At 67.1% G+C, this 23,323-nt stretch carries 26 protein-coding genes and 1 riboswitch; of the genes, 20 read left to right on the forward strand and 6 right to left on the reverse strand.

The window, feature by feature from the left end; all coding sequences use genetic code 11:
• From RWR81_RS08045 to RWR81_RS08060, 4 genes are all read right to left on the reverse strand, one after another.
• On the reverse strand, window positions 1-1,386 hold a 1,386-nt coding region (locus tag RWR81_RS08045; protein WP_314456650.1), incomplete at its 3' end, for a glycoside hydrolase family 32 protein.
• Between the two features lie 10 nt (window positions 1,387-1,396).
• Window positions 1,397-2,323, reverse strand: coding sequence for a bifunctional methylenetetrahydrofolate dehydrogenase/methenyltetrahydrofolate cyclohydrolase (locus tag RWR81_RS08050; protein ID WP_314456651.1), 927 nt, complete (start codon window positions 2,321-2,323; stop codon window positions 1,397-1,399).
• A complete protein-coding gene (glyA, locus tag RWR81_RS08055; protein ID WP_314456653.1) occupies window positions 2,320-3,630 on the reverse strand; it encodes a serine hydroxymethyltransferase in 1,311 nt (436 codons plus the stop codon). Before glyA ends, RWR81_RS08050 begins: the two co-directional genes overlap by 4 nt.
• Window positions 3,631-3,695: 65 nt before the next feature.
• Window positions 3,696-3,781, reverse strand: a riboswitch (ZMP/ZTP riboswitch).
• A gap of 74 nt (window positions 3,782-3,855) precedes the next feature.
• Window positions 3,856-5,070: a GTP-binding protein gene (locus tag RWR81_RS08060; protein WP_314456654.1), complete on the reverse strand. Its 1,215-nt coding sequence runs from the start codon at window positions 5,068-5,070 to the stop codon at window positions 3,856-3,858.
• A 55-nt stretch (window positions 5,071-5,125) separates the two neighbouring features.
• Here RWR81_RS08060 and rpmB point away from each other — a divergent pair, with 55 nt between their 5' ends.
• The 20 genes from rpmB (at window position 5,126) to RWR81_RS08160 (ending at window position 21,188) form a co-directional block, all read left to right on the forward strand.
• Window positions 5,126-5,365 (forward strand): 50S ribosomal protein L28, encoded by a 240-nt coding sequence (gene rpmB / locus RWR81_RS08065; protein ID WP_314456656.1) that lies wholly within the window; start codon window positions 5,126-5,128, stop codon window positions 5,363-5,365.
• Window positions 5,362-5,538 (forward strand): 50S ribosomal protein L33, encoded by a 177-nt coding sequence (rpmG, locus tag RWR81_RS08070; RefSeq protein ID WP_003782014.1) that lies wholly within the window; start codon window positions 5,362-5,364, stop codon window positions 5,536-5,538. The genes rpmB and rpmG overlap by 4 nt, the downstream gene beginning before the upstream one ends.
• Complete coding sequence (rpsN, locus tag RWR81_RS08075; protein ID WP_314456662.1) at window positions 5,538-5,843, forward strand: 30S ribosomal protein S14; 306 nt, start codon at window positions 5,538-5,540, stop codon at window positions 5,841-5,843. Before rpmG ends, rpsN begins: the two co-directional genes overlap by 1 nt.
• A 158-nt stretch (window positions 5,844-6,001) precedes the next feature.
• A complete protein-coding gene (locus tag RWR81_RS08080; RefSeq protein WP_314456664.1) occupies window positions 6,002-6,253 on the forward strand; it encodes a type B 50S ribosomal protein L31 in 252 nt (83 codons plus the stop codon).
• 77 nt (window positions 6,254-6,330) lie between these two features.
• Window positions 6,331-6,453: a type B 50S ribosomal protein L36 gene (ykgO, locus tag RWR81_RS08085; protein ID WP_003782012.1), complete on the forward strand. Its 123-nt coding sequence runs from the start codon at window positions 6,331-6,333 to the stop codon at window positions 6,451-6,453.
• Window positions 6,454-6,739: 286 nt separating this feature from the next.
• Entirely contained in the window at window positions 6,740-7,054 is a 315-nt protein-coding gene (locus RWR81_RS08090; protein ID WP_003782040.1) for an urease subunit gamma, read from the forward strand.
• Complete coding sequence (locus RWR81_RS08095) at window positions 7,051-7,362, forward strand: urease subunit beta (RefSeq protein ID WP_314456667.1); 312 nt, start codon at window positions 7,051-7,053, stop codon at window positions 7,360-7,362. The genes RWR81_RS08090 and RWR81_RS08095 overlap by 4 nt, the downstream gene beginning before the upstream one ends.
• Before the next feature lie 17 nt (window positions 7,363-7,379).
• Window positions 7,380-9,092, forward strand: coding sequence for an urease subunit alpha (ureC, locus tag RWR81_RS08100; RefSeq protein ID WP_314456669.1), 1,713 nt, complete (start codon window positions 7,380-7,382; stop codon window positions 9,090-9,092).
• A 20-nt stretch (window positions 9,093-9,112) separates the two neighbouring features.
• On the forward strand, window positions 9,113-9,604 hold the full coding sequence (ureE, locus tag RWR81_RS08105) for an urease accessory protein UreE (protein ID WP_314456671.1): 492 nt from the start codon (window positions 9,113-9,115) through the stop codon (window positions 9,602-9,604).
• On the forward strand, window positions 9,585-10,328 hold the full coding sequence (locus RWR81_RS08110; protein ID WP_314456673.1) for an urease accessory protein UreF: 744 nt from the start codon (window positions 9,585-9,587) through the stop codon (window positions 10,326-10,328). Before ureE ends, RWR81_RS08110 begins: the two co-directional genes overlap by 20 nt.
• Window positions 10,329-10,357: 29 nt before the next feature.
• Window positions 10,358-11,038 carry an urease accessory protein UreG gene (gene ureG, locus RWR81_RS08115; protein ID WP_314456675.1) on the forward strand — a complete coding sequence of 227 codons (681 nt, stop codon included), beginning with the start codon at window positions 10,358-10,360 and terminating at the stop codon, window positions 11,036-11,038.
• On the forward strand, window positions 11,035-11,850 hold the full coding sequence (locus RWR81_RS08120; RefSeq protein ID WP_314456677.1) for an urease accessory protein UreD: 816 nt from the start codon (window positions 11,035-11,037) through the stop codon (window positions 11,848-11,850). Before ureG ends, RWR81_RS08120 begins: the two co-directional genes overlap by 4 nt.
• A gap of 60 nt (window positions 11,851-11,910) precedes the next feature.
• On the forward strand, window positions 11,911-12,846 hold the full coding sequence (locus tag RWR81_RS08125; protein WP_314456679.1) for an urea transporter: 936 nt from the start codon (window positions 11,911-11,913) through the stop codon (window positions 12,844-12,846).
• A gap of 4 nt (window positions 12,847-12,850) precedes the next feature.
• Window positions 12,851-13,723 (forward strand): formyltetrahydrofolate deformylase, encoded by an 873-nt coding sequence (gene purU, locus RWR81_RS08130; protein WP_314456681.1) that lies wholly within the window; start codon window positions 12,851-12,853, stop codon window positions 13,721-13,723.
• A 586-nt stretch (window positions 13,724-14,309) separates the two neighbouring features.
• Window positions 14,310-14,906 (forward strand): TetR/AcrR family transcriptional regulator, encoded by a 597-nt coding sequence (locus RWR81_RS08135; protein ID WP_314456682.1) that lies wholly within the window; start codon window positions 14,310-14,312, stop codon window positions 14,904-14,906.
• Between the two features lie 14 nt (window positions 14,907-14,920).
• A complete protein-coding gene (locus RWR81_RS08140) occupies window positions 14,921-16,129 on the forward strand; it encodes an MFS transporter (protein WP_314456684.1) in 1,209 nt (402 codons plus the stop codon).
• Complete coding sequence (locus RWR81_RS08145; protein ID WP_314456686.1) at window positions 16,122-17,843, forward strand: ABC-ATPase domain-containing protein; 1,722 nt, start codon at window positions 16,122-16,124, stop codon at window positions 17,841-17,843. Before RWR81_RS08140 ends, RWR81_RS08145 begins: the two co-directional genes overlap by 8 nt.
• Before the next feature lie 1,032 nt (window positions 17,844-18,875).
• Complete coding sequence (locus RWR81_RS08150; RefSeq protein ID WP_399498244.1) at window positions 18,876-19,514, forward strand: DUF6318 family protein; 639 nt, start codon at window positions 18,876-18,878, stop codon at window positions 19,512-19,514.
• A 275-nt stretch (window positions 19,515-19,789) separates the two neighbouring features.
• Window positions 19,790-20,332, forward strand: a complete 543-nt coding sequence (locus RWR81_RS08155; RefSeq protein ID WP_314456690.1) for a zinc transporter — start codon at window positions 19,790-19,792, stop codon at window positions 20,330-20,332.
• 331 nt (window positions 20,333-20,663) lie between these two features.
• On the forward strand, window positions 20,664-21,188 hold the full coding sequence (locus RWR81_RS08160; RefSeq protein WP_314456692.1) for a DUF664 domain-containing protein: 525 nt from the start codon (window positions 20,664-20,666) through the stop codon (window positions 21,186-21,188).
• 148 nt (window positions 21,189-21,336) lie between these two features.
• On the opposite strand, the gene RWR81_RS08165 is transcribed toward RWR81_RS08160, so the two are convergent.
• Window positions 21,337-22,572, reverse strand: a complete 1,236-nt coding sequence (locus RWR81_RS08165; protein ID WP_314456696.1) for an amidohydrolase family protein — start codon at window positions 22,570-22,572, stop codon at window positions 21,337-21,339.
• Window positions 22,573-22,719: 147 nt separating this feature from the next.
• Window positions 22,720-23,169: a hypothetical protein gene (locus tag RWR81_RS08170; protein WP_314456694.1), complete on the reverse strand. Its 450-nt coding sequence runs from the start codon at window positions 23,167-23,169 to the stop codon at window positions 22,720-22,722.
• Between the last annotated feature and the right edge of the window lie 154 nt (window positions 23,170-23,323).

Raw genomic sequence — 23,323 nt, forward strand, 5'->3', positions numbered from 1 at the left:
GGCCTCGGAGGCCTGGGAGACGTCCAGGGTCAGGTCGATCTCGACCGTGCGGCCCTGACCCAGCTCGGTCACCGCACCGCCGGCGGTGTCGCTGGCCGTGAGACCGGCGAGGTCAGTGGCCGTGCCGCGCAGCGCGTCGAGCTCGGGGACCGGCTTCTGGACAAGGGTGCGTTGACCGTTCAGGGTGGTCAGGGACAGCTCGCGCGGGATGCTCATCTCGCCGCGCCAGTCGCCGGTGGGCAGGGAGTAGGGGTAGTTCCAGTTGCCCAGCCAGGCCATCCACACGCGGCGGCCCTCGATGTTCTCGAAACTCTGTGCGGCGTAGAAGTCCTGGCCGGCGTCGGTGAACCGGGTCTCGTGGTCCTCGGGGAAGAAGACGGAGCCGTCGAAGTCCCCGATGAAGTACTGGGCGGTGGAGCCGGCCGTCTCCTCGTTGGCGCCCACCGAGAGGGTCATGACCCAGCGGGTGCGCCCGTCGCTGGAGTCGGTCAGGGGGAAGAGGTCGGGGCACTCCCACACGGCGGCGTGGGAGCCGATGCCCTGGCCGAAGTCACTGGCGTGGGTCCAGGCCTTGAGGTCTCTGGAGCGGAACAGTGAGACGTGGTCGCCGACGGAGACGATCATGACCCATGCCTGGGAGTCCTCGTGCCAGAAGACCTTGGGGTCGCGGAAGTCCTTGCGCCCGTCGTTGGGGATGACGGGGTTGCCGGAGAAGCGATGCCAGGTGCGGCCCCGGTCGGTGGAGTAGGCCAGGGACTGGGCCTCGCCGCCCTCGGTGGAGGTGTAGACGGCCACCATGCCGCCGCCCTTGACCAGGCCGGAGGTGTCGGCGCCGTCGACGACGCAGCTGCCGGACATGGCCAGCCCCTGCGAGTCGTGCTCCAGGGCCGCATACATGCGGTCCCAGTGCACCATGTCCGAGCTGATCGCGTGGCCCCAGGTGCCGTCCTGCTGGTGGAAGAGGTGGTACTCGCCCTCGTGGAGGACCAGGCCGTTGGGGTCGGCGAGGTTCCCCTTGGCGGGGCTGTAGTGGTAGGCGGGGCGGTAGGCGGCCGAGGCCGGCGAGTCCTCCGTGTCCGTGGGAATGGGGAATACGTCGACGCAGCAGCGCCGGCCTGAGAAGAGCGAGAGCGCCTGGAGGACTACTCCTACGATGAGGACACCTGCCCCGGCCGCGCCCAGGAGCAGGGTCCGACGGCGCGGGCCGGTCTTCTGCGGCTGCGGATCCTGAGAATCGGCCACGTCCGGTGCGTCCTGAGGCTCTGGAGGACCTGCATCCGGCTGAGTCGGCTCGGGCTCCGAGGCCTTCGCGGAATCAGCCGACTCAGCCGGGTCGACGGGCTGGTGGGACTGGGAGGGGTGGGCGCCGTGGGACTCATCCGTCATGGTCCCAAGGTTATCGGCCGGTCAGGCGAACGGCGCCCCTTGAGAGCGAGCGCTCCGCGGTCTCGACCACGTTGGCCAGCAGCAGGGCGCGGGTCATGGGCCCCACGCCGCCGGGGTTGGGTGAGAGCCAGGAGGCCACCTCGTCCACGCCGTCGGCGACGTCGCCGGCAATGCGGCCCTTGCCGGTGGCGGGATCGACGACGCGTGAGACGCCCACGTCCAGGACGACGGCGTCGGGGGCGACCATCTCCGAGGTGATGATGCCGGGGCTGCCAGCCGCGGAGATAACGACGTCGGCCCGGCGCACGTGGGCGGCCAGGTCCGTGGTGCCGGTGTGGCAGATGTCGACAGTGGCGTTGACGTCCTTGCGCCCCAGGAGCAGGCCGATGGAGCGGCCCACCGTGACGCCACGACCGACGACGCACACGTTGCGGCCGGCCAGGTCGATGCCGTGGCGCTCCATGAGCTCGATGCAGCCGCGCGGCGTGCAGGGCAGGGGCGAGTCGATGGGTCCCGAGGCCCGCAGCACCAGGCGCCCCAGGTTGGTGGGGTGCAGGCCGTCGGCGTCCTTGTCCGGGTCGACGCGCTCCAGGATCGCATTGGTGTCCACGCCCGCCGGCAGCGGGAGCTGGACGATGTAGCCGGTGCAGGCGTCATCGGCGTTGAGGCGGTCGACGGCGGCGGCCACCTCGGCCTGGGTGGCGGTGGCCGGCAGGTCCTCGCGGATGGAGAGGATGCCGACCTCGGCGCAGTCGGCGTGCTTACCGGCGACGTACTTGACGCTGCCGGGGTCCTCCCCCACCAGGACCGTGCCCAGGCCGGGGATGACGCCGCGCTCGCGCAGCGCCGCGACACGCTCCTTGAGCTCCGCCTTGAGGGCGGCGGCCGTGGCCTTGCCGTCCAGGACCCGGGCCGCCCCGTTCCAGGGGGCCCTCACTGAGCCAGTCCCGGGTAGAGGGGGAAGGCGTCGGTCAGGGCGCGCACGCGGCCGCGCAGGGCGGCCAGGGTCTCGTCGTCGGCGGTTCCTGCGGCGCCGTGGATGAGGGTGGCGGCGATGATGTCGGCGACCTCGGTGAACTCGGCGTCGCCGAAGCCGCGGGTGGCCAGGGCTGGGGTGCCGATGCGCAGGCCGGAGGTGACGCGCGGAGGACGCGGGTCGAAGGGGACGGCGTTGCGGTTGACCGTGATGCCGGCGGTGTGCAGGAGGTCCTCGGCCTGCTGGCCGTCCAGGGAGGAGTCGCGCAGGTCGACCAGCACCAGGTGGACGTCGGTACCGCCGGTGACCAGGCTGACGCCGGCGGCACGCACGTCGTCGGCCCCGAGGCGCTCGGCGATGAGGGCGGCGCCGCGCACAGTGCGCTCCTGGCGCTCGCGGAACTCCTCGGTTCCGGCGATCTTCATGGCCACGGCCTTGGCGGCGATGACGTGCATGAGGGGGCCGCCCTGCTGGCCGGGGAAGACGGCGGAGTTGAGCTTCTTGCCCCACTGCTCGGCGCGGCTGGACAGGAGCATGCCGGAGCGGGGGCCGCCCAGGGTCTTGTGGACGGTGGTGGACACGACGTCGGCGTGCGGGACGGGGTTGGGGTGCAGGCCGGCGGCGACGAGTCCGGCGAAGTGGGCCATGTCCACCCACAGGGCGGCGCCAACCTCGTCGGCGATGGCACGGAAGGCCGCGAAGTCGAGGTGGCGGGGGTAGGCGGACCAGCCGGCGATGATGACCGTGGGGCGCTCGCGCAGGGCGGCCTCGCGCACCTGGTCCATCTCGATGCGCATGGTGGTCTCGTCCACGCCGTAGGCGGTGGCGTTGTAGTTCTTGCCAGAGAAGTTGATCCTCATGCCGTGGGTGAGGTGGCCGCCGTGGGCCAGGGACAGGCCCAGGAGGGTGTCGCCGGGGGCGGCCAGGGCGTGGAGGACGGCGGCGTTGGCCTGGGCCCCGGAGTGGGGCTGGACGTTGGCCCACTCGGCGTCGAAGACGGCCTTGGCGCGCTCGATGGCCAGGGACTCGGCGACGTCGACGACCTCGCAGCCGCCGTAGTAGCGGCGGCCCGGGTAGCCCTCCGCGTACTTGTTGGTCAGGACCGAGCCCTGGCACTCCAGGACGGCCCGGGGAACGAAGTTCTCCGAGGCGATCATCTCCAGGGTCTCGCGCTGGCGGGCGAGCTCGCCGGTGAGGACCTCGGCGATGTCCGGGTCGAGCTCGGCCAGCGGCTGGTTCAGGGACGGGGTGACGGCTTGCGCGGTCATGTCTCTCCTCAGGTGTGGGGCGCACGCTGCGCCGTGGCAGGCGGCTGTGCGCGCACTGGTGGGCGATCCGTGGCCCAGGCGGGCGACCCCGGAGTCGTGTTCGTGCCGCTCCCCGGTGGTGATCCACCCGGCGCCAGTCGCGACGGGAACACCCTACCGCGCCGCGGCGGAGCCGTGCCGCCCCGCACCGCCTCGGGGTGGGGCTCGCGCCACGGGGATGGGTGCTCAACCCTCCTGGCTCTCCTGCCCGAACCAGTCGCCCAGGCCGTCGTCGGCACCGATCCAGGCCAGGGCCTGGGCCATCTCCTCGGGGCGCAGGAGGATCCGGGCGAAGGCGCGACGCACCTGCTCGCGCCTCTCCTCATCGCCGACACCGGTGACCACGAGGTGGCAGCGGGGCTCGCGGGCTGCGTCATCGCCGGCATCCAACGGAGCGGCCGGGACCTCCGCCCAGGTTCCGGCGTCGCCGACGCTCACGGCACCTCCGGCGACCTCCCAGGTGCAGACCCGGCCGGGGCGGCTGGGCAGCCAGAAGCAGCCGCGAGCACACAGGCCCTGACCGGCCAGGTCGACGACAAGGGCACGCAAGCGCCCGGGGTGGAAGGGCAGGGAGGCGCTGAGGTCGAGGGTCCACACACCGTGCTCGTCGGGGCCGCCCCAGGCGCTGGTGGTGGCGGGATGGATGCGGCTCAGGGAGGCGGCGGCGTCATGGGTGAGGCCACTCAGGATCTCCAGGAGGGGCGCGTCAAGGCCGGGGAGCAGGAGGGCGTCGTGGGGTCGCAGATGCTCGATGAGGTCGGCGCCAGCGGGGTCTTCGTCGCACCCGAGGGCCAGAACGACGTCGGCGTAGCCGAGGTTAGCCAGGTGGACGGCGCCCGTGCAGCGGGAGTCGCCGGGGAAGGCGGCCAGCAGACGATGCTCGAGGAGCTCATCCAGGGCTGTCGTGGCGTCCAGGACGTGGGCGGCTCCGGCCAGTCTCACGCCGGTGCCGGCGAGCTCCTCGGCCAGGCCGGGCAGGAGGTGGGCGAGCTCGATGGCCGCCGGCAGGAGGATGACGGTGGTGCCGCCCGGCTCCTGGGCGGCGCGGTCCTGGGCGACGGCGGCCAGGACCTCCCGCAGGGAGCAGGTGGGGCAGGTGTAGGGCATGGGGACGTCGAGCGTGACCGGGTCGTCGTCGAAGCCATCGGCCGAGCTGTGACTGACGAGCCGGACCAGATCGTCGTCATCGGCTTGACCGATCTCGGCCTCGTCGTCGGCGCCGAAGTGGAGCCCGGCACGGATGACGACGGAGTCCTGGCCGGCCAGGGAGAGGTCGACCAGGTCCAGCAGCACGGGGTCGACGGCGCCGATGACGGCCAGGGCGTGCCGGCCGTCGACTGCGGTCGAGGAGTCGGGGATGTCAGCGCAGTTGCCGGCAAAGTCATCCGAGGGATCGGTCACGAGGTCCTCCAGCAGAGTTGACGAAACTGAGAATCATTCTTATATCATGCTCGCCATGACCACCTACTGCCAAGTCACGGGGGCCCGGCCGGTCTTCGGCCGGTCCGTCTCCCACTCACACAAGCGCACGCCGCGGCGCTGGGACCCCAATCTGCAGCGCAAGCGCTACTGGGTGCCGTCACTGGGGCGCACCGTGCGCCTGACGGTGTCCGCCAAGGGCATCCGCACGATCGACAAGCTGGGCATCGACGTCGTCGTGGCCCGGATGCTCGCCCGAGGGGAGAAGCTGTCATGAGCGGAGCCAAGGGAGGAAAGGACCTGCGGCCGATCATCAAGATGGTCTCCACCGCGGGGACGGGGCACACGTACGTGACCCGCAAGAACCGTCGCAACACCCCCGACCGGCTGGTGCTGCGCAAGTTCGATCCGGTGGTGCGTCGACACGTGGAGTACAAGGAGTCTCGCTGATGGCCAAGAGGTCCAAGATCGCCGCCGAACTGCGGCGCCAGCAGGTGGTCGAGCGCTACGCCGAGCGCCGTGCCGAGCTCAAGCGGGCCTCGGTCAATCCTCACCTGAGTCAGGAGAAGCGCGATGAGGCGATGGCGGCGCTGCACGCGCTGCCCCGGGACGCCTCCCCCACCCGTCTGCGTCGGCGCGACGCGGTGGACGGGCGCCCGCGCGGGCACCTGCGCGTCACCGGGACCTCGCGGGTGCGCTTCCGCCAGATGGCGCTGCACGGCGAGCTTCCGGGCATCGTCAAGTCCTCCTGGTAGGCGGACGCGAGCAGGGCGCGGCCTGTGAGCCCTCGCCTGAGCCCTCGCCCGCCGGGGCTCACGGCGCGACACAGTCGTAGCCGCTCCCCTCACAGCACCGCCGTCGTCACCCGTTCACCATGTCAGCATTCACATCCACCCCCATCCAAGGAGCTCGTATGCGTCCTGGGATCCACCCCAGCTACCAGCCCATCGTCTTTCGCGACAAGTCCGCCGACTTCGCCTTCCTGACCCGTTCGACCCTGACGTCGTCGGAGACCATCGAGTGGGAGGACGGCAGCACCTACCCGGTCTATGACGTCGAGGTCTCCAGCGCCTCGCACCCGTTCTGGACCGGCCAGGGCCGCATCCTGGACACGGCCGGCCGGGTGGAGAAGTTCGAGCGCCGCTACGGCAAGCGCACGCGCTAGCCCCGCAGGCACGGCAGCCCCACTGCCGCAATGCCCCACGCCCACTCGCAGCACAGAAGGAGGGAGAGGAGCCACCCATGAAGGTTCGCGCCTCGATCCGGTCCCTGGCCAAGCAGCCGGGGTCCAAGGTGGTCCGACGCCGCGGTCACACCTACGTCATCAACAAGAAGAACCCCCGTCTCAAGGCCCGTCAGGGCTGACGGCCAGGTCCACCTCCGCAGGGGCGGGATGCGCGACAACGTGCATCCCGCCCCTTCCTTTCCTCAGCATCGACCCCGGTCACCGAAGAACGGCGGCACTTCAATCATAATCAGCATCACCCTGCAACGACGCGGAAAACCGATGAGGCGGAAGCACCTGTGCACCTCACCGCCAACTAACCGGAAATATTCACGTAACACGTCAGGCGTTGCCTATAAGCGTCCGTCACACGCGGACAAGCTCGCGCTTATGCGCCCGCTCCGAACCGTCTCTGGGAGAGTCCCGATGCACCTCACCCCTCGTGAGCAGGAGAAGCTACTCATCGTCGTCGCCGCAGACCTGGCACGAAGACGCAAGGACAGAGGGATTCGACTCAACCACCCCGAGGCAGTCGCCTACATCACCGCTGAGATCCTCGAAGGAGCCCGAGAGGGGCGCACGGTCACGGATCTCATGGCCTACGGGACCACCCTGCTGACCTACGACGACGTCATGGAGGGAGTCCCCGAGATGATCCGCGCGGTCCAGGTGGAGGCGACCTTCCCCGACGGAACCAAGCTCGTCTCCGTCCACGACCCGATTCGCAGGAGGCTGCCATGATCCCGGGCGAGTACCGGCTCGCGAGCGGCACCATCACCATCAACGAGGGCCGCCCCACCCTCAACCTCGACGTCCTCAACACCGGGGACCGTCCCATTCAGGTCGGTTCGCACTTCCACTTCGCCGAAGTCAACTCCGCACTGTCCTTCGACCGGCAGGCCGCTCGCGGTTTCCGCCTCGACATTCCGGCCGGAACCGCCGTTCGCTTCGAGCCGGGCGACTCCAGACCAGTCCACCTGGTGGCGCTGGCGGGAGCACGAAGGGTCTTCGGGCTGGCAGGCAAGACGAACGGCCCCGTCCAGGGCTGAGAGCACAGGAGCACATCATGAGCAAGGAACTCAGCCGTCGGGAGCACGCCGCTCTGTACGGCCCCACCACCGGGGACACCGTCCGCCTGGCCGATACCGACCTCTTCGCCCAGATCGAGCGGGACCTGACCCACCGTGGCGACGAGGCCGTCTTCGGAGGCGGCAAGGTCATCCGCGACGGAATGGGCCACAACGGCCAGCGCACGCGGGACGAGGACATCCCCGACGCCGTCATCACCAACGCGATCATCATCGACCACACCGGTGTCTACAAGGCCGACGTCGCCATCCGCGACGGCGTCATCAGCGCTATCGGCGCCGCGGGCAACCCCGACATCATGGACGACGTCGACATCGTCATCGGCACCTCCACGGAGGTGATCGCCGGCGAGCACCGCATCCTGACGGCCGGAGGCATCGACTCCCATATTCACTTCATCTCCCCCACCCAGGTCGCCACCGCCCTGGCCTCGGGCATGACCACCATGATCGGAGGAGGGACAGGACCCGCCGACGGCACCAACGCCACCACGATCACACCCGGGGCGTGGAACCTGGCCCGCATGCTCCAGGCGATCGAGGACTTCCCCATGAATATCGGCCTGCTGGGCAAGGGCCACGCCTCGGCCCGGGAGCCTCTCGCCGAGCAGCTGCGCGCCGGTGCGGTCGGTTTCAAGATCCACGAGGACTGGGGTGCCACGCACGCCGTCATCGACGAGGCGCTCAAGGTCGCCGACGAGTTCGACGTGCAGGTCGCCATCCACACCGACACGCTCAACGAGTGCGGATTCGTCGAGGACACCCGCCGCGCGATCGGCGGACGAGTCATCCACACCTTCCACACCGAGGGCGCCGGCGGCGGCCACGCCCCCGACATCATCACCCTGGCGCAGGACCCCAACATACTGCCGTCCTCGACCAACCCGACGCTGCCCTTCACGCGCAACACCGCTGAGGAGCATCTCGACATGCTCATGGTGTGCCACCATCTCAACCCCGCCATCCCGGAGGACGTCGCCTTCGCCGACTCGCGCATTCGTCCGGAGACGATCGCGGCCGAGGACGTGCTGCACGACCTGGGCGTGTTCTCGATGACGTCGTCGGACTCCCAGGCCATGGGACGCGTCGGTGAGGTCGTCATCCGCACCTGGCAGCTGGCCGACCAGATGAAGAAGACGCGCGGCAGACTCGTCGGGGACCCGGAGGGCGGCGACAACCTGCGCATCAAGCGCTACGTGTCGAAGTACACGATCAACCCGGCGCGAGCCAACGGGATCGCCGAGGTCGTGGGCAGCGTGGAGGTGGGCAAGTGGGCCGACCTGGTGCTGTGGGATCCCGCCTTCTTCGGGGTCAAGCCGTCTTTGATCCTCAAGGGGGGCCAGATCGCCTCCGCGGTCATGGGCGACGCCAACGCCTCGATCCCCACCCCCGAGCCCACGCTCATGCGCACCATGTTCGGCGGCCACGGGGCGGCACCGGCGTCCAACTCGATCACCTTCATGTCCCAGGCGGCCATCGGTGCGGGAGTGCCCCAGAGCCTGGGGCTGCGTAAGAAGGTCTGCCCGGCCCGCGGGGTCAGGCGGCTGACGAAGGCGGACATGGCCTTCAACGACGCCACTCCGGCACTCGCCGTCGATCCCGAGACCTACGAGGTCACCGTCGACGGCGAGAGGGTCACCTGCGAGCCCGCCGAGGTCCTCGCCATGGCCCAGCGCTACTTCCTCTTCTGACCTCTCATCCTGGAGCCTTCATGATCATCGAGTCCATCTCAGGCAATATCCACGACCTGCCTCCCGAGGACCTTGAGGACGTGCACATTGAGAGCGTGCTCCTCCCCCTGACCGACCTCACTAAACGCATCCAACGAGTGCGCTCGGACCACGGCACCGAGCTCGGCATCCGGCTCGCGCCGGGCGCGCCGGACCTGCGCGAGGGAGACATTCTGCTTCGCAACGAGCGCGGAATCGTCGTCGTGCGCCTGGAGCCCACCGACGTCCTGGTCATCGCGCCCGCCACGGTGCGCGAGATGGGGGTCGTCGCCCATAACCTGGGCAACCGGCACCTGCCTGCCCAGTTCTTCGGACCCACTGAGCCCTTCCCCGGGCTTGAGGGGCATGACGGCGTCATGGTCATCCAGTACGACCACACCGCCGAGCACTACCTGGAGCACCTGGGGGTGCGTCACGCGCGGATGGAGCGGTCCATGCCCGTCCCCTTCCGCCATGCCGAGCACACTCACTGACCCCTGCGCCCCGAAGTGGGACGAGCCCGTGTGCTGGCAGCTGCCGCTGGCCCAGCTGTGCGACTCCGCGCTGCCCACGGGTGCCTTCTCCCACTCCTTCGGGCTGGAGACCTACATCTGCGAGGGCGTCGTCGACGACGAGGCCTCCTTCGTGTCCTGGCTGCGCGCGCTCGTGTCCACCCAGCTGACCTTCTCCGAGGGGCTGGGGCTGCGGCTGGCCTTCGAGGCGGTGGTGGCGGACGACTGGGAGGCGATCGCGCACCTCGACGAGCTCCTCGTGGCTCAGGCGGTGCCGATCCAGGTGCGCCGGGCCGGGATCACGATGGGACGGCGGCTGCTCACCATCGCCCGCCTGGCCCTGGAAGGCACCGACGGCGACAGGCTGCTGAGCCGCTACGCAGTGCTCGTCGACGCGGAGGTGTGCTGCGCCCACCCCGCCATCGTGCTGGCGATCGCCGGCTACGTGCTCACGGCGCCGCCGGCGGCGGTCACGGCGGCATACCTCCACTCCAGCGTCATCTCACTGACGCAGAACGCCGTACGAGCCATCCCCCTGGGGCAGGACGCCGGTCAGCGCGCCATCGCCTCGGTGCGCGACGATGTCCGCGCCGCGGTCAGGCGGATCGGGGGCCTCGACGAGATGGATCTGGGTGCCGCCGCGCCCGGGATCGAGATCAGCCAAATGCGGCACGAGCGCCAGCGCGCCCGCATGTTCATGTCCTGAAGAACTAAAGAACCACTGAGGAGAACCTCATGACATCAGCAACCAGCCGGGCCCTCACTGATGCACCCGGAGAGCAGGCCGCCGGCCCACAGCACCCCGGTCCGGTCCGTATCGGAGTGGGCGGCCCGGTGGGGGCGGGCAAGACCCAGCTCATCGAGCGCATCACCCGGGCCATGAGTCGGGAGGTCTCCATGGCCGCCGTCACCAACGACATCTACACGATCGAGGACGCCAAGATCCTCGCCGCTCAGGGGGTTCTGCCGGTGGACCGCATCGTCGGGCTGGAGACCGGGGGCTGCCCGCACACGGCCATCCGTGAGGACACCTCCATGAACGAGGCGGCGATCGCAGAGCTGGTGGAGCGCCACCCCGACCTGGAGGTGGTGTTCGTGGAGTCGGGAGGCGACAACCTCTCGGCCACCTTCTCCCCCGAGCTGGTCGACTTCTCCATCTACGTCATCGACGTCGCCCAGGGCGAGAAGATTCCCCGCAAGGCCGGTCAGGGGATGATCAAGTCCGACCTGTTCGTCATCAACAAGACGGACCTGGCCCCTCACGTCGGCGCCGACCTGGCGGTCATGGAGGCCGATTCCAAGGTGTTCCGGGGCGACAAGCCCTTCTGCTTCACCAATCTCAAGACCGATGAGGGCCTGGAGCAGGTCATCGAGTGGATTCACCACGACGTGCTCATGACGGACCTGGAGCCGTGAGCACCACCGGCGAGCTGCACCTGCGGATCGCCCGGGACGGCGACCGGAGCATCGCCGTCGACCAGTACCACCGGGGGGCCTTAAGAGTGTTCCGCCCGCTGTACCTCGATGGGACCGGACAGGTGGCCTACTACGTGGTCAATCCCGGAGGCGGGTACCTGGACGGCGACTCCTACCTCACCGAGGTCAAGGTCCTTCAGGGGGCCTCCGTCGTGTTGACGACGCAGGCGGCCACGAAGATCTACCGCACCCCGACCTGCCCGGTCCGCCAGGACACCCGGGTGAGCCTGGGGCCGGGGGCCGTGCTGGAGCTCGTTCCCGACCAGGTCATCGCCTACCGGGAGTCCTCCTACCGGCAGACCACCCTGGTTGAGATGGACCCGACGGCGACCTTCATGTCCCTGGAGGTCCTCACCCCCGGCTGGGCCCCGGACGGCTCGGCCTTCGGGTACGACTGCGTGCGGATGCGCACTGACATCCGCGTCGGCGGCCGGAGCACCGTCATCGACAACCTGCGCCTGGTCCCCGGTGAGGCCGGGATGGCGGGTCTGGGAACCCTGGAGGGGCACAGCCACCTGGCCTCCTTCACGGCACTCGACGCCCGGGTCGATGCCGCCCTCGTCACCGAGATCGGCGAGCTGCTCGAGGTCGACGGCGTGCGCGGCGCAGTGACGCAGGTGCCAGGACCGGGGCTCATCGCACGGGCGCTGGGTGACGACACGACCCGTCTCACCGCTCTCATGCTCGACATCAGCGAGCTCCTGCGCCGCCGGTGGTTCGGCGCGCCGAGACTCAACCTGCGCAAGTACTAGCAACGGCCCGCTCGCCTGGGCGGCGGGCACCTCCCGAGTCTCCATCGATCGGAGTCCCTCATGCCTCAGTCATCTGTTCATCAGTCCCACCACCCGGCTCCCGGAGCGGGCACCGCGGCCGTCCCCTCGATCGTCTCATCCGGCGTGAGCGCGCTCGGGCGCGGGGTGGGACAGATCTTCCTCCAGCCCCATGCATTCACCGGCTTGCTCATCGTGGCCGGCATCGCCGTCTACTCACCGCGCATGGCCCTTGAGGTGGTCCTTGGGACAACGGTGTCGACGGTGGCGGCCCGGCTGCTGGATCTGCGTGTCCGTGATGGTCTCCAGGGCTACAACGGGGCGCTGGTGGGAGCAGCGGCCTGGGCCGCTATGGGAGTGTTCTGGCCGGCGACGCTGGTCACCGTGGTCGGGGCGGCGGCGTGCCCCGCGGTCCACCGCGCTCTGGAGCGCGTCCTCACCCCGGTCGGGCTCCCGGCGCTCACGGCTCCTTTCTGCATCGTCTCCGGCCTGCTGACGGCCCTGCTCAGGGCGATCGACGCGCCGATGGTGCCGGATCCGGCGCCGGTCAGTGGGTCGACGGCGTGGTTGGTCCCGGAGGCGGTGCTGACGGGAGAGTCCCAGGTGGTGCTCGTCGATTCCTGGGTCGGCGGCGCACTGATCCTGGCCGGGCTGTTCATCGCCGGGTGGAGAGTCGGTACGGCAGCGCTGCTGGGCAGTGTCGTCGGAACGGCAGCAACGCTGGCACTCGTTCCCGCCGGTCAGGCGGCGCACGGTCTGGGCGGATACTCTCCGTGCCTGACGGCGATCGCGATCGGCGTCGTCCTCCTGCCTCCCGGGAGGCGGGCCTGGGTGCTGGCGGTTGTGGGATCGGTGCTCACCGTCGTCGTGGACCGGGTTTTCACGGCGATCCCGGTGCCGACCTACACCTGGCCCTTCATCGTGACCACCTGGCTGGTGCTCGCCGTCGTCAACTGGCGCGAGCGCCGACTAGGCTGAGGCCATGGCTCATTCCACGGCGCAATCCGACTCCGCAGCCCACCTGGTCCTGTCCCTGTCCTGCCCCGACCGTCCGGGTATCGTCCACGCAGTCACCGGCACGTTGGCGCGCCGCGGCGGGAACATTACCGAGTCCAAGCAGTTCGGGGACTCCTCCACCGGCCTGTTCTTCATGCGGGTCCAGGTGCTCACCACCGTGCCGCGCGTGGAGCTGGAGAAGGACCTGGCCGAGCTGGCCGGCGAGTACGAGATGGAGTGGAGCCTCGATGAGGTGGGGCGGGCGATGCGCACCCTCATCATGGTCTCCAAGGAGGGGCACTGCCTGACCGACCTGCTCTTCAGGGCGCGCAGCCAGGGGCTGCCGGTCGACGTCGTCGGCGTGGTGGGCAATCACGAGAAGCTGCGGGATGTCGCCGAGTTCTACGGGGTGCCCTTCCACCACATCCCAGTCACCAAGGAGACCAAGGAGGCCGCTGAGGCCGAGCTGCTGAGTCTGGTGGACTCCCTCGACGTCGAGCTGGTGGTGCTGGCCCGCTACATGCAGATCCTCTCCCCCGCCCTGTGCGAGCGGCTGCACGGGGGCGTCATCAACATCCATCACTCGTTCCTGCCGTCCTTCAAGGGGGCGCGCCCCTACGCCCAGGCGCACGAGCGCGGGGTCAAGCTCATCGGGGCGACGGCGCACTACGTGACGGCGGACCTCGATGAGGGGCCGATCATCGAGCAGGACGTGACGCGGGCCGGTCACGAGGACTCGGTGTCCATGCTGCAGGCCAAGGGGCAGGACGTCGAGCGCCGGGTGCTGGCGCAGGCGGTGCGCTGGCACACCGAGCACCGGGTACTGCTCAACGGGCACCGCACCGTCGTCTTCGCCTGAGCACGGCACGGGCCCGCCACCAACCCGCGGTCTTCCCACCACTGGCCCACCACGACGACGGCCGGTCATCTCACTACAGGACGTAGGACCATCACGCACCCAGGTCTAGCCAGACGTAGCGACACTCACTCGCGTAGGGAAGGAGAACTGGGGTGCGGCATACCGAGGAAGAGGCCTGAGCAGCCCACACACATCCTGCTCGCAGCACTAGAGTCATTTGCCCGAGAAGGCTTACAAGAGGCGAGATACAAGCAGAGCGGCTCCGCAACGGGAGTGACTCGAGACTGGGTCCACCGCCACTTCAAGAGCAGAACCAACTTGCTGCAAGAAGCTCTCGAACTCGGATGGCGGATCTAGAGCGAGAGGCTTCTCGACCGCGTTGATCAGACCGGTACCCCGACACACCAGGTCCACAGCTTCATCGTGGGCTAGATCACCCTGCTGCACGAGGGCGGTTGAAAGCACTCGCCGCGAGCACAGCCGTCGAGGCAGGGCATATGAGTCAACAGCGACCCGCGACCGAAGCATCCTCGTGAACGGCTGGGAGTTGTTGACCCCAAACTAAGATACGTGCTAACTTGTATATATGAGACGAACCGCTGAAGACGCGGCAAAAACCCGCGTCGCGCTGCTGAAAGCAGCACTGAAGTCCTTCGAAGAGAAGGGGTGGCGGGGGGCAACATTCGAGTATGTCGCAGAGCGCGCAGGCGTCACACGCGGCGCACTGAACCACCATTTCCGCGACAAGCAGGCCCTACTGACCGAGGCGCTTGAATGGGGCTGGCGCGATTATGGACAGCGTTTGTTTGCTCAAGACAATGGCGCGGCAGACACATCGACCCGCGATGCACTGAAGGGGCTGCTGACTGAGTTCACTCGACTCCTCACTGGCGACGCGCGATTCCGCGCCCTGGCATCAACGACAGTCCTCGTTGCCCCACAAGCCCTTGAGTATTCCGAACATAACAGCGCCCTCGATGAATGGCACGACCGCATCGAAAGCCTCATATCCAAGCCCGAGAGAGACAGTGCCTTCCCCACATCGGGAGAGATCGCCAGCCTCGTGCTTGTACTTCTTCAAGGGTTCACCGTGACTGCAGTGAACCGACCGCAAGACATTCCGCAACCCGACGAACTCGACGCCGCTATCGCGGCACTGGTGAGGGGGTTGCTCGACATCTAAGGACTCACTTCTCAATGACTACCACCCCTACCTCTCGCGCAGCGAGTGCGACTCCAGCCCGTGCCACCGCCGTGGCCGGAGCCATTCTCTTCACCGACATGCTTCTCCAGGGACTCGCCATCCCGGTGCTGCCACTGTTACCCGCAGTCGTCGAACAAGGTGAAGCCGCAACCGGTATCCTCTTCGCTTCGTATGCGGTGGCCATGGTGGTTGCCACGCTCTTCGCCGGACGCCTCGTCGATCGCCGCGGTCCAAAGGGTCTGCTCGTGACCGGCTTGATCGTTCTAGCGATTGCAACCCTACTGTTTGCCACCGGCGGACCCTATTGGCTCCTCTTAGTCGCCCGCTTCGTCCAGGGGATAGCTGGCGGCGTCGCATGGGTCGCGGCCTTGTCACTCATTGCAGCCACAACAGGTTTTGATAAACGTGGTCAGATGATGGGTATCGCAATGTCCACCGTGACCCTAGGCGTACTTGTCGGTCCGCCGTTGGCTGGTTTCCTCGTTGACGCGTTTGGGCCGGCCTCGCCATTCTTGGTGGCAACGGTCGTCGCCATCGTTGATCTCATTCTGCTAGTAGCCTTCATTCCAGGGTCGCCCCGACAAACCGATGACACAGCTGGGCCCTTCACCGTGCTTCGGGTACCGGGATCTGCCTCCATCGTTGCCGCGATCGCGATCGGGGCCGCGGTCCTCGCTGCGGTGCAACCAGTACTTCCTGGCCACCTGGGAGCACAGGCGACGAGCACTACGATCGGCGTGCTCTTCGGCGTCGCCGCGCTCGTGAGTATCATCGCGAACCCAATCGTGGGCAGATTCGTCGCCTCAGTATCGCCTCGACTGCTTATCGGCATCGGTATTGTGGCCGTCGTTGCCGCACTGCTTGTTCTCGGCTGGTCGACCAGCATCTGGCAGGTCGCTGTCGGCATGGGCATTCTAGGCCTGTCGTCGGCAATGTTGCTCGCCCCGGCCACCACGCTCATCAGCGAACAAGGATTCCGATCGACCCCTCCAACACTCGGCGGCTCATTCGCGCTCTACAACCTCGCATACGCAGCAGGTCTTACTATCGGACCACTAATGACCGGATTTGGAGTCCAGAAGACCGGATTCATCACCGCGATGGTAATCGCTGCTGTCGTGCTCTCAATACTTGGCGGCGTAGCCCTTATTAGGCTGCCCAGCCTCCAGAACGTCGCTATCCCCGAGGACAGTCATGCCTAATCGCAAGACCCTCGAGCGTACCCTCACCCAAATCGACGGGCGGGGGTATGCCTCGTACAAACAGCTCATAGGCACCTACCAGCTCGGCGCCATCCAACTAGCCATTGACCACGTTCAGGTCGATCCCTACGCTCCACCATCACGTATGCGAGTTATCCTCGACCCTAACACAGCAAAGCTTCCTGCTGATCTGACCAATGACGTGACCGGACGACGAGCGGTCGCCGACTTCCTCACACGCCGGTTCTCCGAGATCGCCCACCATGTGCTACCACCCCCCTCCGGAACTGGGAATAGTGGGTTAGTCAGCATCGGCCAGCCAGGCCAGGAAATCCTCGAACGCACCAGCGTCGTCATCGCCTCAGACCGTATCGAAGCACGCATCGATGTTGGACTGCCTGCATCGGGACGCAGAGCCCGTGGCCTTAAAGCCTCGAAGCTCCTGACCTCTCTCTTGCCGAAGGTTACCGAGGCGTCGCTCGTGTTCGCGAATCTCGACCAGCGCGCCCTTCGAGAGCACGTGGTCCTGCACCGAGATCAAGAATGGCTGCGATCCCAGCTGTCTCCCAGGGGTCTAGTCGCCTTTGTTGGCGATGGTGCAATCCTGCCTCGTCGTTCTGGAGACTCGGACCTCCCCCTGTCCGACAAAGCTGCAGTACCTTTCAGCAGCCCGGATAGTCTGCGCGTCAACTTTCAACTGCCCAGTGGAAAACGGATTGCAGGGATGGGCATCCCTGAAGGCGTGACTATCATCGTTGGAGGTGGCTACCACGGCAAGTCGACTCTTCTCCGCGCGATCGAACGCGGCGTCTATCCTCATGTCGCCGGCGACGGCCGGGAATGGGTCATCAGCCGCGCCGATGCAGTCAGCATCAGAGCCGAGGACGGCCGTGCCGTCACCGGCGTCAATATTTCACCATTTATCTCGAACCTTCCCTCTGGTATCGATACTCGGTCCTTCAGCACCACAAATGCCAGCGGTTCGACCTCTCAAGCTACGAACCTAGTCGAGGCCATCGATGCTGGTGCGTCGACACTGTTAATCGACGAGGACACATCAGCAACGAACTTTATGATCCGAGACGAGCCTATGCGCACCCTGATCCCAGCGGACAGGGAGCCCATTACGCCGTTCGTTGACCGTGTCCAGCCGATATTCACCGAGCTTGGAGTCTCGACAATCCTCGTGGCCGGGGGTTCTGGAGCGTTTTTCAGCGTCGCTGATCGGATCATCTCGCTCGACCACTACGTAGCGCACGACGTCACGAACGAGGCGCGCAAGATCGCCCCAGAGTCCTGGGAGGCTGGAAGGACTGGAAGGAATTCCAGTTCTCCAGTATTCTCCTACGATTGGGCCTCCCGGGTCCCGACTCCAAGCTCTCTAGTGCGAGAGGTGAACCAGAAGCCAGCAAAATCGAGAGGTACGACAATCCTATTCGCGGGTGAGACGATCAACCTCAGCGCTGTGTCCCAGCTCGTCGACCCAGCACAGAATCAGGCCATCGCCCGAGCCCTCGACAGGATCACGGCACTCGCCGACGGTCGGATGTCCATCAGAGATCTGATACTCGCAGTTGAGGGCCGCATCGACACAGATGGGCTCGACTGGTTGTCACCGTTCAACGGGCACCCAGGTCATTTGGCAAGGCCTCGACATTACGAGTTACACGCTGCTCTCAATCGGTTGCGTGGACTGTGCCTTACAGGAACATAATTAGGCCTGCTCACACAGAGGTGGATGTTGAGTTGCTGAAGACGGTTGCCCGTCAACAGTTGGTCGCCATCCAAGACGAGTTCGATTTCGGTGATGGGAGGCCTGTTCAGATCGCTTTGCCGATCACTTCCAGCAGTGCCAAACACTTGTGGAACGCCTTGGTCGAGGTCTACGACGAGTTGGGGTTCGCTACGGCCAGTACTGATGATGAAGTGTTCCGGTCGTTGGTGCTGCTAGGGAGAATGGGCTTCGGGATCTTCCGGTTCAGTGTTGGCACGGTCCTCGGTGTCTTGGGCTGTGCGTGCTCTGGGATGAACGGGCGGGCTTGTGGGGTGTTCTTTCGGCTGCGTGATGGTTGTTGGAGTTCTGCGAGGTCGGGTGGAGCGGGTCCATCTGGACTGGATGGCTTGATCGTCGCCGGGGTCGGGTCAGGGTGGTGGTGAGTCACGCTCGATTCGTATCAGGTCAGTTGGCGAAGGATGAGCACAGCTGGCACAGCCACAACGACTCTCCCCACCCCAGCCGGGAGCGACGGGCTGCAGCAGGGCAGCATGCGGGTTGCCGATCCTCTCGTACGCGCCGAGAGCCACCCGGGGCTGCACGGGTTCTGCCGTCCCTATGAGGAGTTCGTGGGAGTCCGGCTCCGGGTTTTCCACAGGGTGGTTCAGGGTCTGGCGGGAGGGGTGATGGTGCAGGTAATGTCAATACACCGCCCGGACGGGCAGTGCTGCCCGGCCCGGCGGTGTATGGAGTTGTTTCGGTGGCGAGGAGGCTTCCGTGTTGCGTGCGTCCCTACGATCCCTAACGCCTGTGAGTGCGTGGCAGACGGCAGCCAGCCGTGGCCGACAAACCCTACCGGGGTGGCGTCTCGCAAGACATGACCCTCGGGCCCGCCCAGACCGCGACAGCTCCAGCGATGTTGCCGAACGGGAGGCCCTGGTGGGAGGACCGCAACAGCTGAGCAGGCCAGCGCGGTCGGGGCGCCTGAGTTGGTCTGGTTCTCGTCCTGGGCCCCGGAGGGTGGCAGTGGGGCTGGTGGTGTGCGTGCTGTTGCTGGGGGTGGGGGCCTGCTCGATGAGGGGCGCGCGTGCTGAGGCCAGCGTGAGTGCCAGTGCCAGCGCCTCGGCGGCCGTCGCTCGCGCCGAGCAGGGGATCGCCGACGCCAACGCGTCGGCGACCGCCTCCCGCGAGGCCGCTCTGAGCCCCGAGCTGCGGGCCCAACGAGACGCCGCCCTGGCCGAACCCGCACCCGACAAGCCCCCACAGATGAACGAGGAGACCGCGGAAGGAGCGGCGGCCAGCGTCGGCTACTTCCTCGACCTCTACCGCTACGCCTTCATGACCGGCAACACCACCGAACTTGAAACCATCAGCGAAGACCAGTGCGTCTTCTGCAAATCAGTCATCGATCGAGCGGCCGAACTCCACAAGGGCGGCGGCTGGGCCAACAAATGGGAACAAGAAATCACAGACATCGCGTATTACGAGAAACTTGAAGGCTATAACTACAACCTCGTCCATGTCCACATCAACTACGGGCAGATCATTTCATACTATCAAAATGCCAGCCCCAACGTAACTGAAGCAATTGAGGGTCAGGAGCTTAAGTTTGGTGTCCACTACGTCAATGGAAAATGGATGATTGGCGAAGGAGAGGTGGTCAACAAATGACGAATTCACTTGCAGTAGCATTATCTGCAGTCCTCCTATTTCCGACGACCGCAGAACCTCAGTCCATATCCTCGGCTCCGGATCCTGCTATTACTGCAACAAATTCTGGGGATAGGTCCGGGATCACTGGGGAGGTGTCGCAAGAAATCGAAATCCCTGATTCAGGTTCCGGCGACCCTGCGTCTGCACCTCGTGTGAAGGTGACGGCGTCGGATCCGTCGATGTGGGAGGAGCAGCCTCACCGGGGCTGCTCAACAGAGAAAGACGACAACGGGTTGGCCAAGTACGCATGCCATCGTAAGCAGCTGCGTCGACTTTCCCAGCCCGAGCAGCCCGCCGCCGGTGGTGGTCCCCAGACGGTCACGATCACCACCCGCCAGGCGGCCACGCTCATCGCCTCCGGCTCGGGGATCACCCGCCAGCCCCCAGGGGCGAAGGTCGTCATCTCCAAGGCCTTCATCGTCTACACCGACCCCAGCCCCCACTACCAGACCACCACCATCCTGGGCACCACCGTCGAGATCGAGTTCACCCCCATCTCCTACACCTGGAACTGGGGCGACGGCACCACCACAACCACCACCGACCCCGGAGCCCCCTACCCGAACCAAACCGTCACCCACCACTACAAGCACACCGCCCAAGACGTCACCACTACCCTCACCACCACCTGGACCACCCGATACCGCCCCCAAGGAGACACCGACTGGCGCACCATCGACGGCACCATCACCACCAACGAGACCTCCACTCCCTACGACCTAGTACGCATCATCACCTACCTCACCGACGACGCCGAACAAGCCCAAGGCCACTAAACCCACCCAGCCCCCAGCGCACACGTTCGCACCTTAGGCCACCTATCCGCACCCTTACCCCCACAACGCGAGACATCAGGCACGAACACGCCTGCCAAGGACGGGCATCACAGACACAGGACACCGAGAACACCAAGAAGAAGACAACCCCAAAGACCAAACAAACCTCAACCAACCATCCACCTCACCTTACATCCCATAACCTCAACCCACACAAGACGAACAAACAACACGACACAACACACCATCCCCATACCCGGAGCCGGGCGACAGCACATAAGTCCCGTGAAACACCGGCCGCGGGCCCGGATCCGACGCGTAGCCTGACATCATGACGACTCTTGAGATGCTCATTGACGTCCTGTCCCGCTCCCGCGAGCGCTTCGACCGCGCCTTCGACGGCGTCACGCTCGAGCAGGCCAACACCCAGCCCGCCCCGGACCTGGCGCCCCGCATCGACTCCCTGACCTGGCTGGCCTGGCACACGGCCCGCGAGCTCGACATCCAGGTCGCGCCCCTGGCGGGCGTCGAGCCCGTCTGGATCACCGAGGGCCACCGCGAACGCTTCGCCCTGCCCCTGCCCGACGACACCCAGGACTGGCACCACACGCCCGAGCAGGCCGCCCAGGTCGTCGTCGGCGACATCAGCCTCCTCTTCTCCTACCTTGACGACGCCTACGCGCTCGCCACCACCTACCTGCGCTCCCTCACGCCGGAGACGCTCGACGACATCGTCGACAGTTCCTGGGACCCGCCCGTCACCCGGGCTGTGCGCCTGGCCTCGGTCATTGACGACGCCGCCCAGCACTCCGGCCAAGCCGTCTACACCCGCCGCCTCCTAGGACTGCCCGGCTAGGCCCACAGCCCACCTGCCCCGCACCACACGTTCGCCCCGACCTGGCGGTTCAGGTCGGGGCGAACGGCTCCCACATGACAAGAGACTGCTGGGACCCGTAAGGGCCGGTGGCGTGGGAGGATCGGGCGGTGGTTCTAGGCCGCGCGCCTCAGGCGGCGGGTTCCACCGCCTCGCCGCGGCGCAGCACAGTGACGGGCCTCAGCTCCGCGTCGGTGACGACGACGTCGGCCCACAGGCCCGCCCGCAACGCCCCCACGGATGGGTCACCGAGGATCTGTGCGCCTTGGACGCTGGCGGCGTAGACGGCGTCGACCAGGTCGACTCCCCCATGCCAGGTGGTGCGCACGACATCGATGAGGTGGGCGGTCCCCCCGGCGATAGCGCCGCCCTCGGTGAGGCGGGCGACGCCGTCGGCCACGGTCACCGGCTGGGAGCCGAGCACGTAGTCGCCGTCGGCCATGCCGGCCGCGGCCATGGCGTCGGTGACCAGGACGACGTTGTCGCGCCCCAGGGTCTCGAACATGTCCAGGACGATGGCGGGGTTCAAGTGCACACCGTCGCCGATCATCTCCAGGACGCACTCGCCGCGCTGGGCGGCCGCCAGGAACTCGGGCACGGGCCCGGGCTTGCGGTGGTGCATGGGACGCATGCCGTTGAACAGGTGGGTGGCGGTCGAACGCGGGGCACGAACCGCCTTGCCGGCCTCGAGGCGCTCGGCGATGCGGGCGGCGGCGTCGGCCAGAGCGGCGCGCACCGGGGCCGCCTCGGAGTCGGTGTGCCCGAAGGAGGGCAGCGCCCCGCCCTCGATGAGGGCCGCGTTGACGCCGTCATCGCCGGTGATGCCGGGCTTCTCCGGGGCGATCGTCATGGTGACGACGTGCCCGTCGCCGAGCTCGATGAGCTCGCGGGTCAGGGCGGCGTCGGGGTCGATGATGTAGGTGGGGTCCTGGGCGCCGCAGCGCTCGACCGAGACGAAGGGTCCCTCGAAGTGGATGCCGGCGAGCTCGCCGGCCTCACACAGCCCAGCCAGCACCCGGGTACGTGCGCGCAGGACGTCGGGAGCGGCCGTCACACAGGAGGCCACCAGCGAGGTGGTGCCGAAGCGGCGGTGCTCGAGCACGGAGACCATCGCCTGCTCGGCGGTCTCGGCGTTGGGGAAGGACTCGCCGCCACCGCCATGGCAGTGGACGTCCACCAGTCCCGGCAGGAGGTAGCCGCCCTCGGGTGCGGCCTGCGCCTGCTCGACGACGTCTCCGAAGCCGGCCCTGGCGGCCTGGTCAGCGGGCCCGACCCACGCGATGTGAGTTCCCGACAGGACGACCGCCCCATCGCCGATGATGCGGTCGGGGGTGACGACACGGCCCCGCAGTGCGCGGACCTGCATGGCTTCGTTGCTCATGAGTCGGATTCTGTCATCTCCCTAGACATCAGACAACCTCGTTCGGGACGTCTTGTCCCCCACATCTCCGGGCCCTCAGCGGCCCGGCAGTATTGCTGCCGGGCCACTGCGCACAGGGTGCAAGGGCGCCGGTCACCGGCTGTCAGCACCGTCAGTGCTGCGACGTTTCCTGCTGAAGCCCCTCGCCCGCAGCGCCAGCGCGAGGGCCATCAGCCCCACCAGGGAGCTCACCATCTGCCAGAGCCCCCAGGCCATATAGCCGGCGACCAGCAACCGCCCTCCGGAGACGGCCGACAGCGCGAGGAGCCAGATCGCCGACACCGCCCCGATCCAGTGACGGACACCCAGCACGACCAGGGTGAAGGCGGTCCAGCTCAACGAGATCCACACTTCTTTGCCGCCTCCGCTGGCGGGAACCAGCGTTCCGTACCCCTCGGGAAGCAGGAGCGCAATGGTGGCCGTCGGCAGCTTGAGGATCAGGATCACCAGGACGAGCCCCAGCGTGAGACGAGCAGGCCCCGGAGTGCTCCAGAAGCCGGCGCGCCGGGCTCCGGCGGCGAGTTCAGTCGTTCCCGTTGTCATGAGCGCCGCCTCCACATCCGCGCCCCCGCCACGACGCAGCAGGCGATCAGTGGCAGCGCCAGGAGCAGCCTGAGCCATTCCCCCGCTTCAACCCCGGTACCCGTGTAGAGGCCCACCGCGACGTCGAGCCACTGCTTGAGCGGGTTCCACTCCA

This window comes from uncultured Actinomyces sp. (genome assembly GCF_963526355.1).
Lineage (GTDB): Bacteria > Actinomycetota > Actinomycetes > Actinomycetales > Actinomycetaceae > Actinomyces.

Bases quoted from the DNA above. Each gene is read 5' to 3' on its own strand.
- RWR81_RS08090 (WP_003782040.1), top strand. From the start codon at position 6,740: ATGCACCTCACCCCTCGTGAGCAGGAGAAGCTACTCATCGTCGTCGCC.
- rpmB (WP_314456656.1), top strand. From the start codon at position 5,126: ATGACCACCTACTGCCAAGTCACGGGGGCCCGGCCGGTCTTCGGCCGG.
- RWR81_RS08160 (WP_314456692.1), top strand. From the start codon at position 20,664: ATGACGACTCTTGAGATGCTCATTGACGTCCTGTCCCGCTCCCGCGAG.
- RWR81_RS08170 (WP_314456694.1), bottom strand. From the start codon at position 23,169: ATGACAACGGGAACGACTGAACTCGCCGCCGGAGCCCGGCGCGCCGGC.
- ureE (WP_314456671.1), top strand. From the start codon at position 9,113: ATGATCATCGAGTCCATCTCAGGCAATATCCACGACCTGCCTCCCGAG.
- RWR81_RS08140 (WP_314456684.1), top strand. From the start codon at position 14,921: ATGACTACCACCCCTACCTCTCGCGCAGCGAGTGCGACTCCAGCCCGT.
- RWR81_RS08080 (WP_314456664.1), top strand. From the start codon at position 6,002: ATGCGTCCTGGGATCCACCCCAGCTACCAGCCCATCGTCTTTCGCGAC.
- ureC (WP_314456669.1), top strand. From the start codon at position 7,380: ATGAGCAAGGAACTCAGCCGTCGGGAGCACGCCGCTCTGTACGGCCCC.
- purU (WP_314456681.1), top strand. From the start codon at position 12,851: ATGGCTCATTCCACGGCGCAATCCGACTCCGCAGCCCACCTGGTCCTG.
- rpmG (WP_003782014.1), top strand. From the start codon at position 5,362: ATGAGCGGAGCCAAGGGAGGAAAGGACCTGCGGCCGATCATCAAGATG.
- ureG (WP_314456675.1), top strand. From the start codon at position 10,358: ATGACATCAGCAACCAGCCGGGCCCTCACTGATGCACCCGGAGAGCAG.
- RWR81_RS08125 (WP_314456679.1), top strand. From the start codon at position 11,911: ATGCCTCAGTCATCTGTTCATCAGTCCCACCACCCGGCTCCCGGAGCG.
- ykgO (WP_003782012.1), top strand. From the start codon at position 6,331: ATGAAGGTTCGCGCCTCGATCCGGTCCCTGGCCAAGCAGCCGGGGTCC.
- rpsN (WP_314456662.1), top strand. From the start codon at position 5,538: ATGGCCAAGAGGTCCAAGATCGCCGCCGAACTGCGGCGCCAGCAGGTG.
- RWR81_RS08110 (WP_314456673.1), top strand. From the start codon at position 9,585: ATGCCGAGCACACTCACTGACCCCTGCGCCCCGAAGTGGGACGAGCCC.
- RWR81_RS08165 (WP_314456696.1), bottom strand. From the start codon at position 22,572: ATGCAGGTCCGCGCACTGCGGGGCCGTGTCGTCACCCCCGACCGCATC.
- glyA (WP_314456653.1), bottom strand. From the start codon at position 3,630: ATGACCGCGCAAGCCGTCACCCCGTCCCTGAACCAGCCGCTGGCCGAG.
- RWR81_RS08095 (WP_314456667.1), top strand. From the start codon at position 7,051: ATGATCCCGGGCGAGTACCGGCTCGCGAGCGGCACCATCACCATCAAC.
- RWR81_RS08135 (WP_314456682.1), top strand. From the start codon at position 14,310: ATGAGACGAACCGCTGAAGACGCGGCAAAAACCCGCGTCGCGCTGCTG.
- RWR81_RS08145 (WP_314456686.1), top strand. From the start codon at position 16,122: ATGCCTAATCGCAAGACCCTCGAGCGTACCCTCACCCAAATCGACGGG.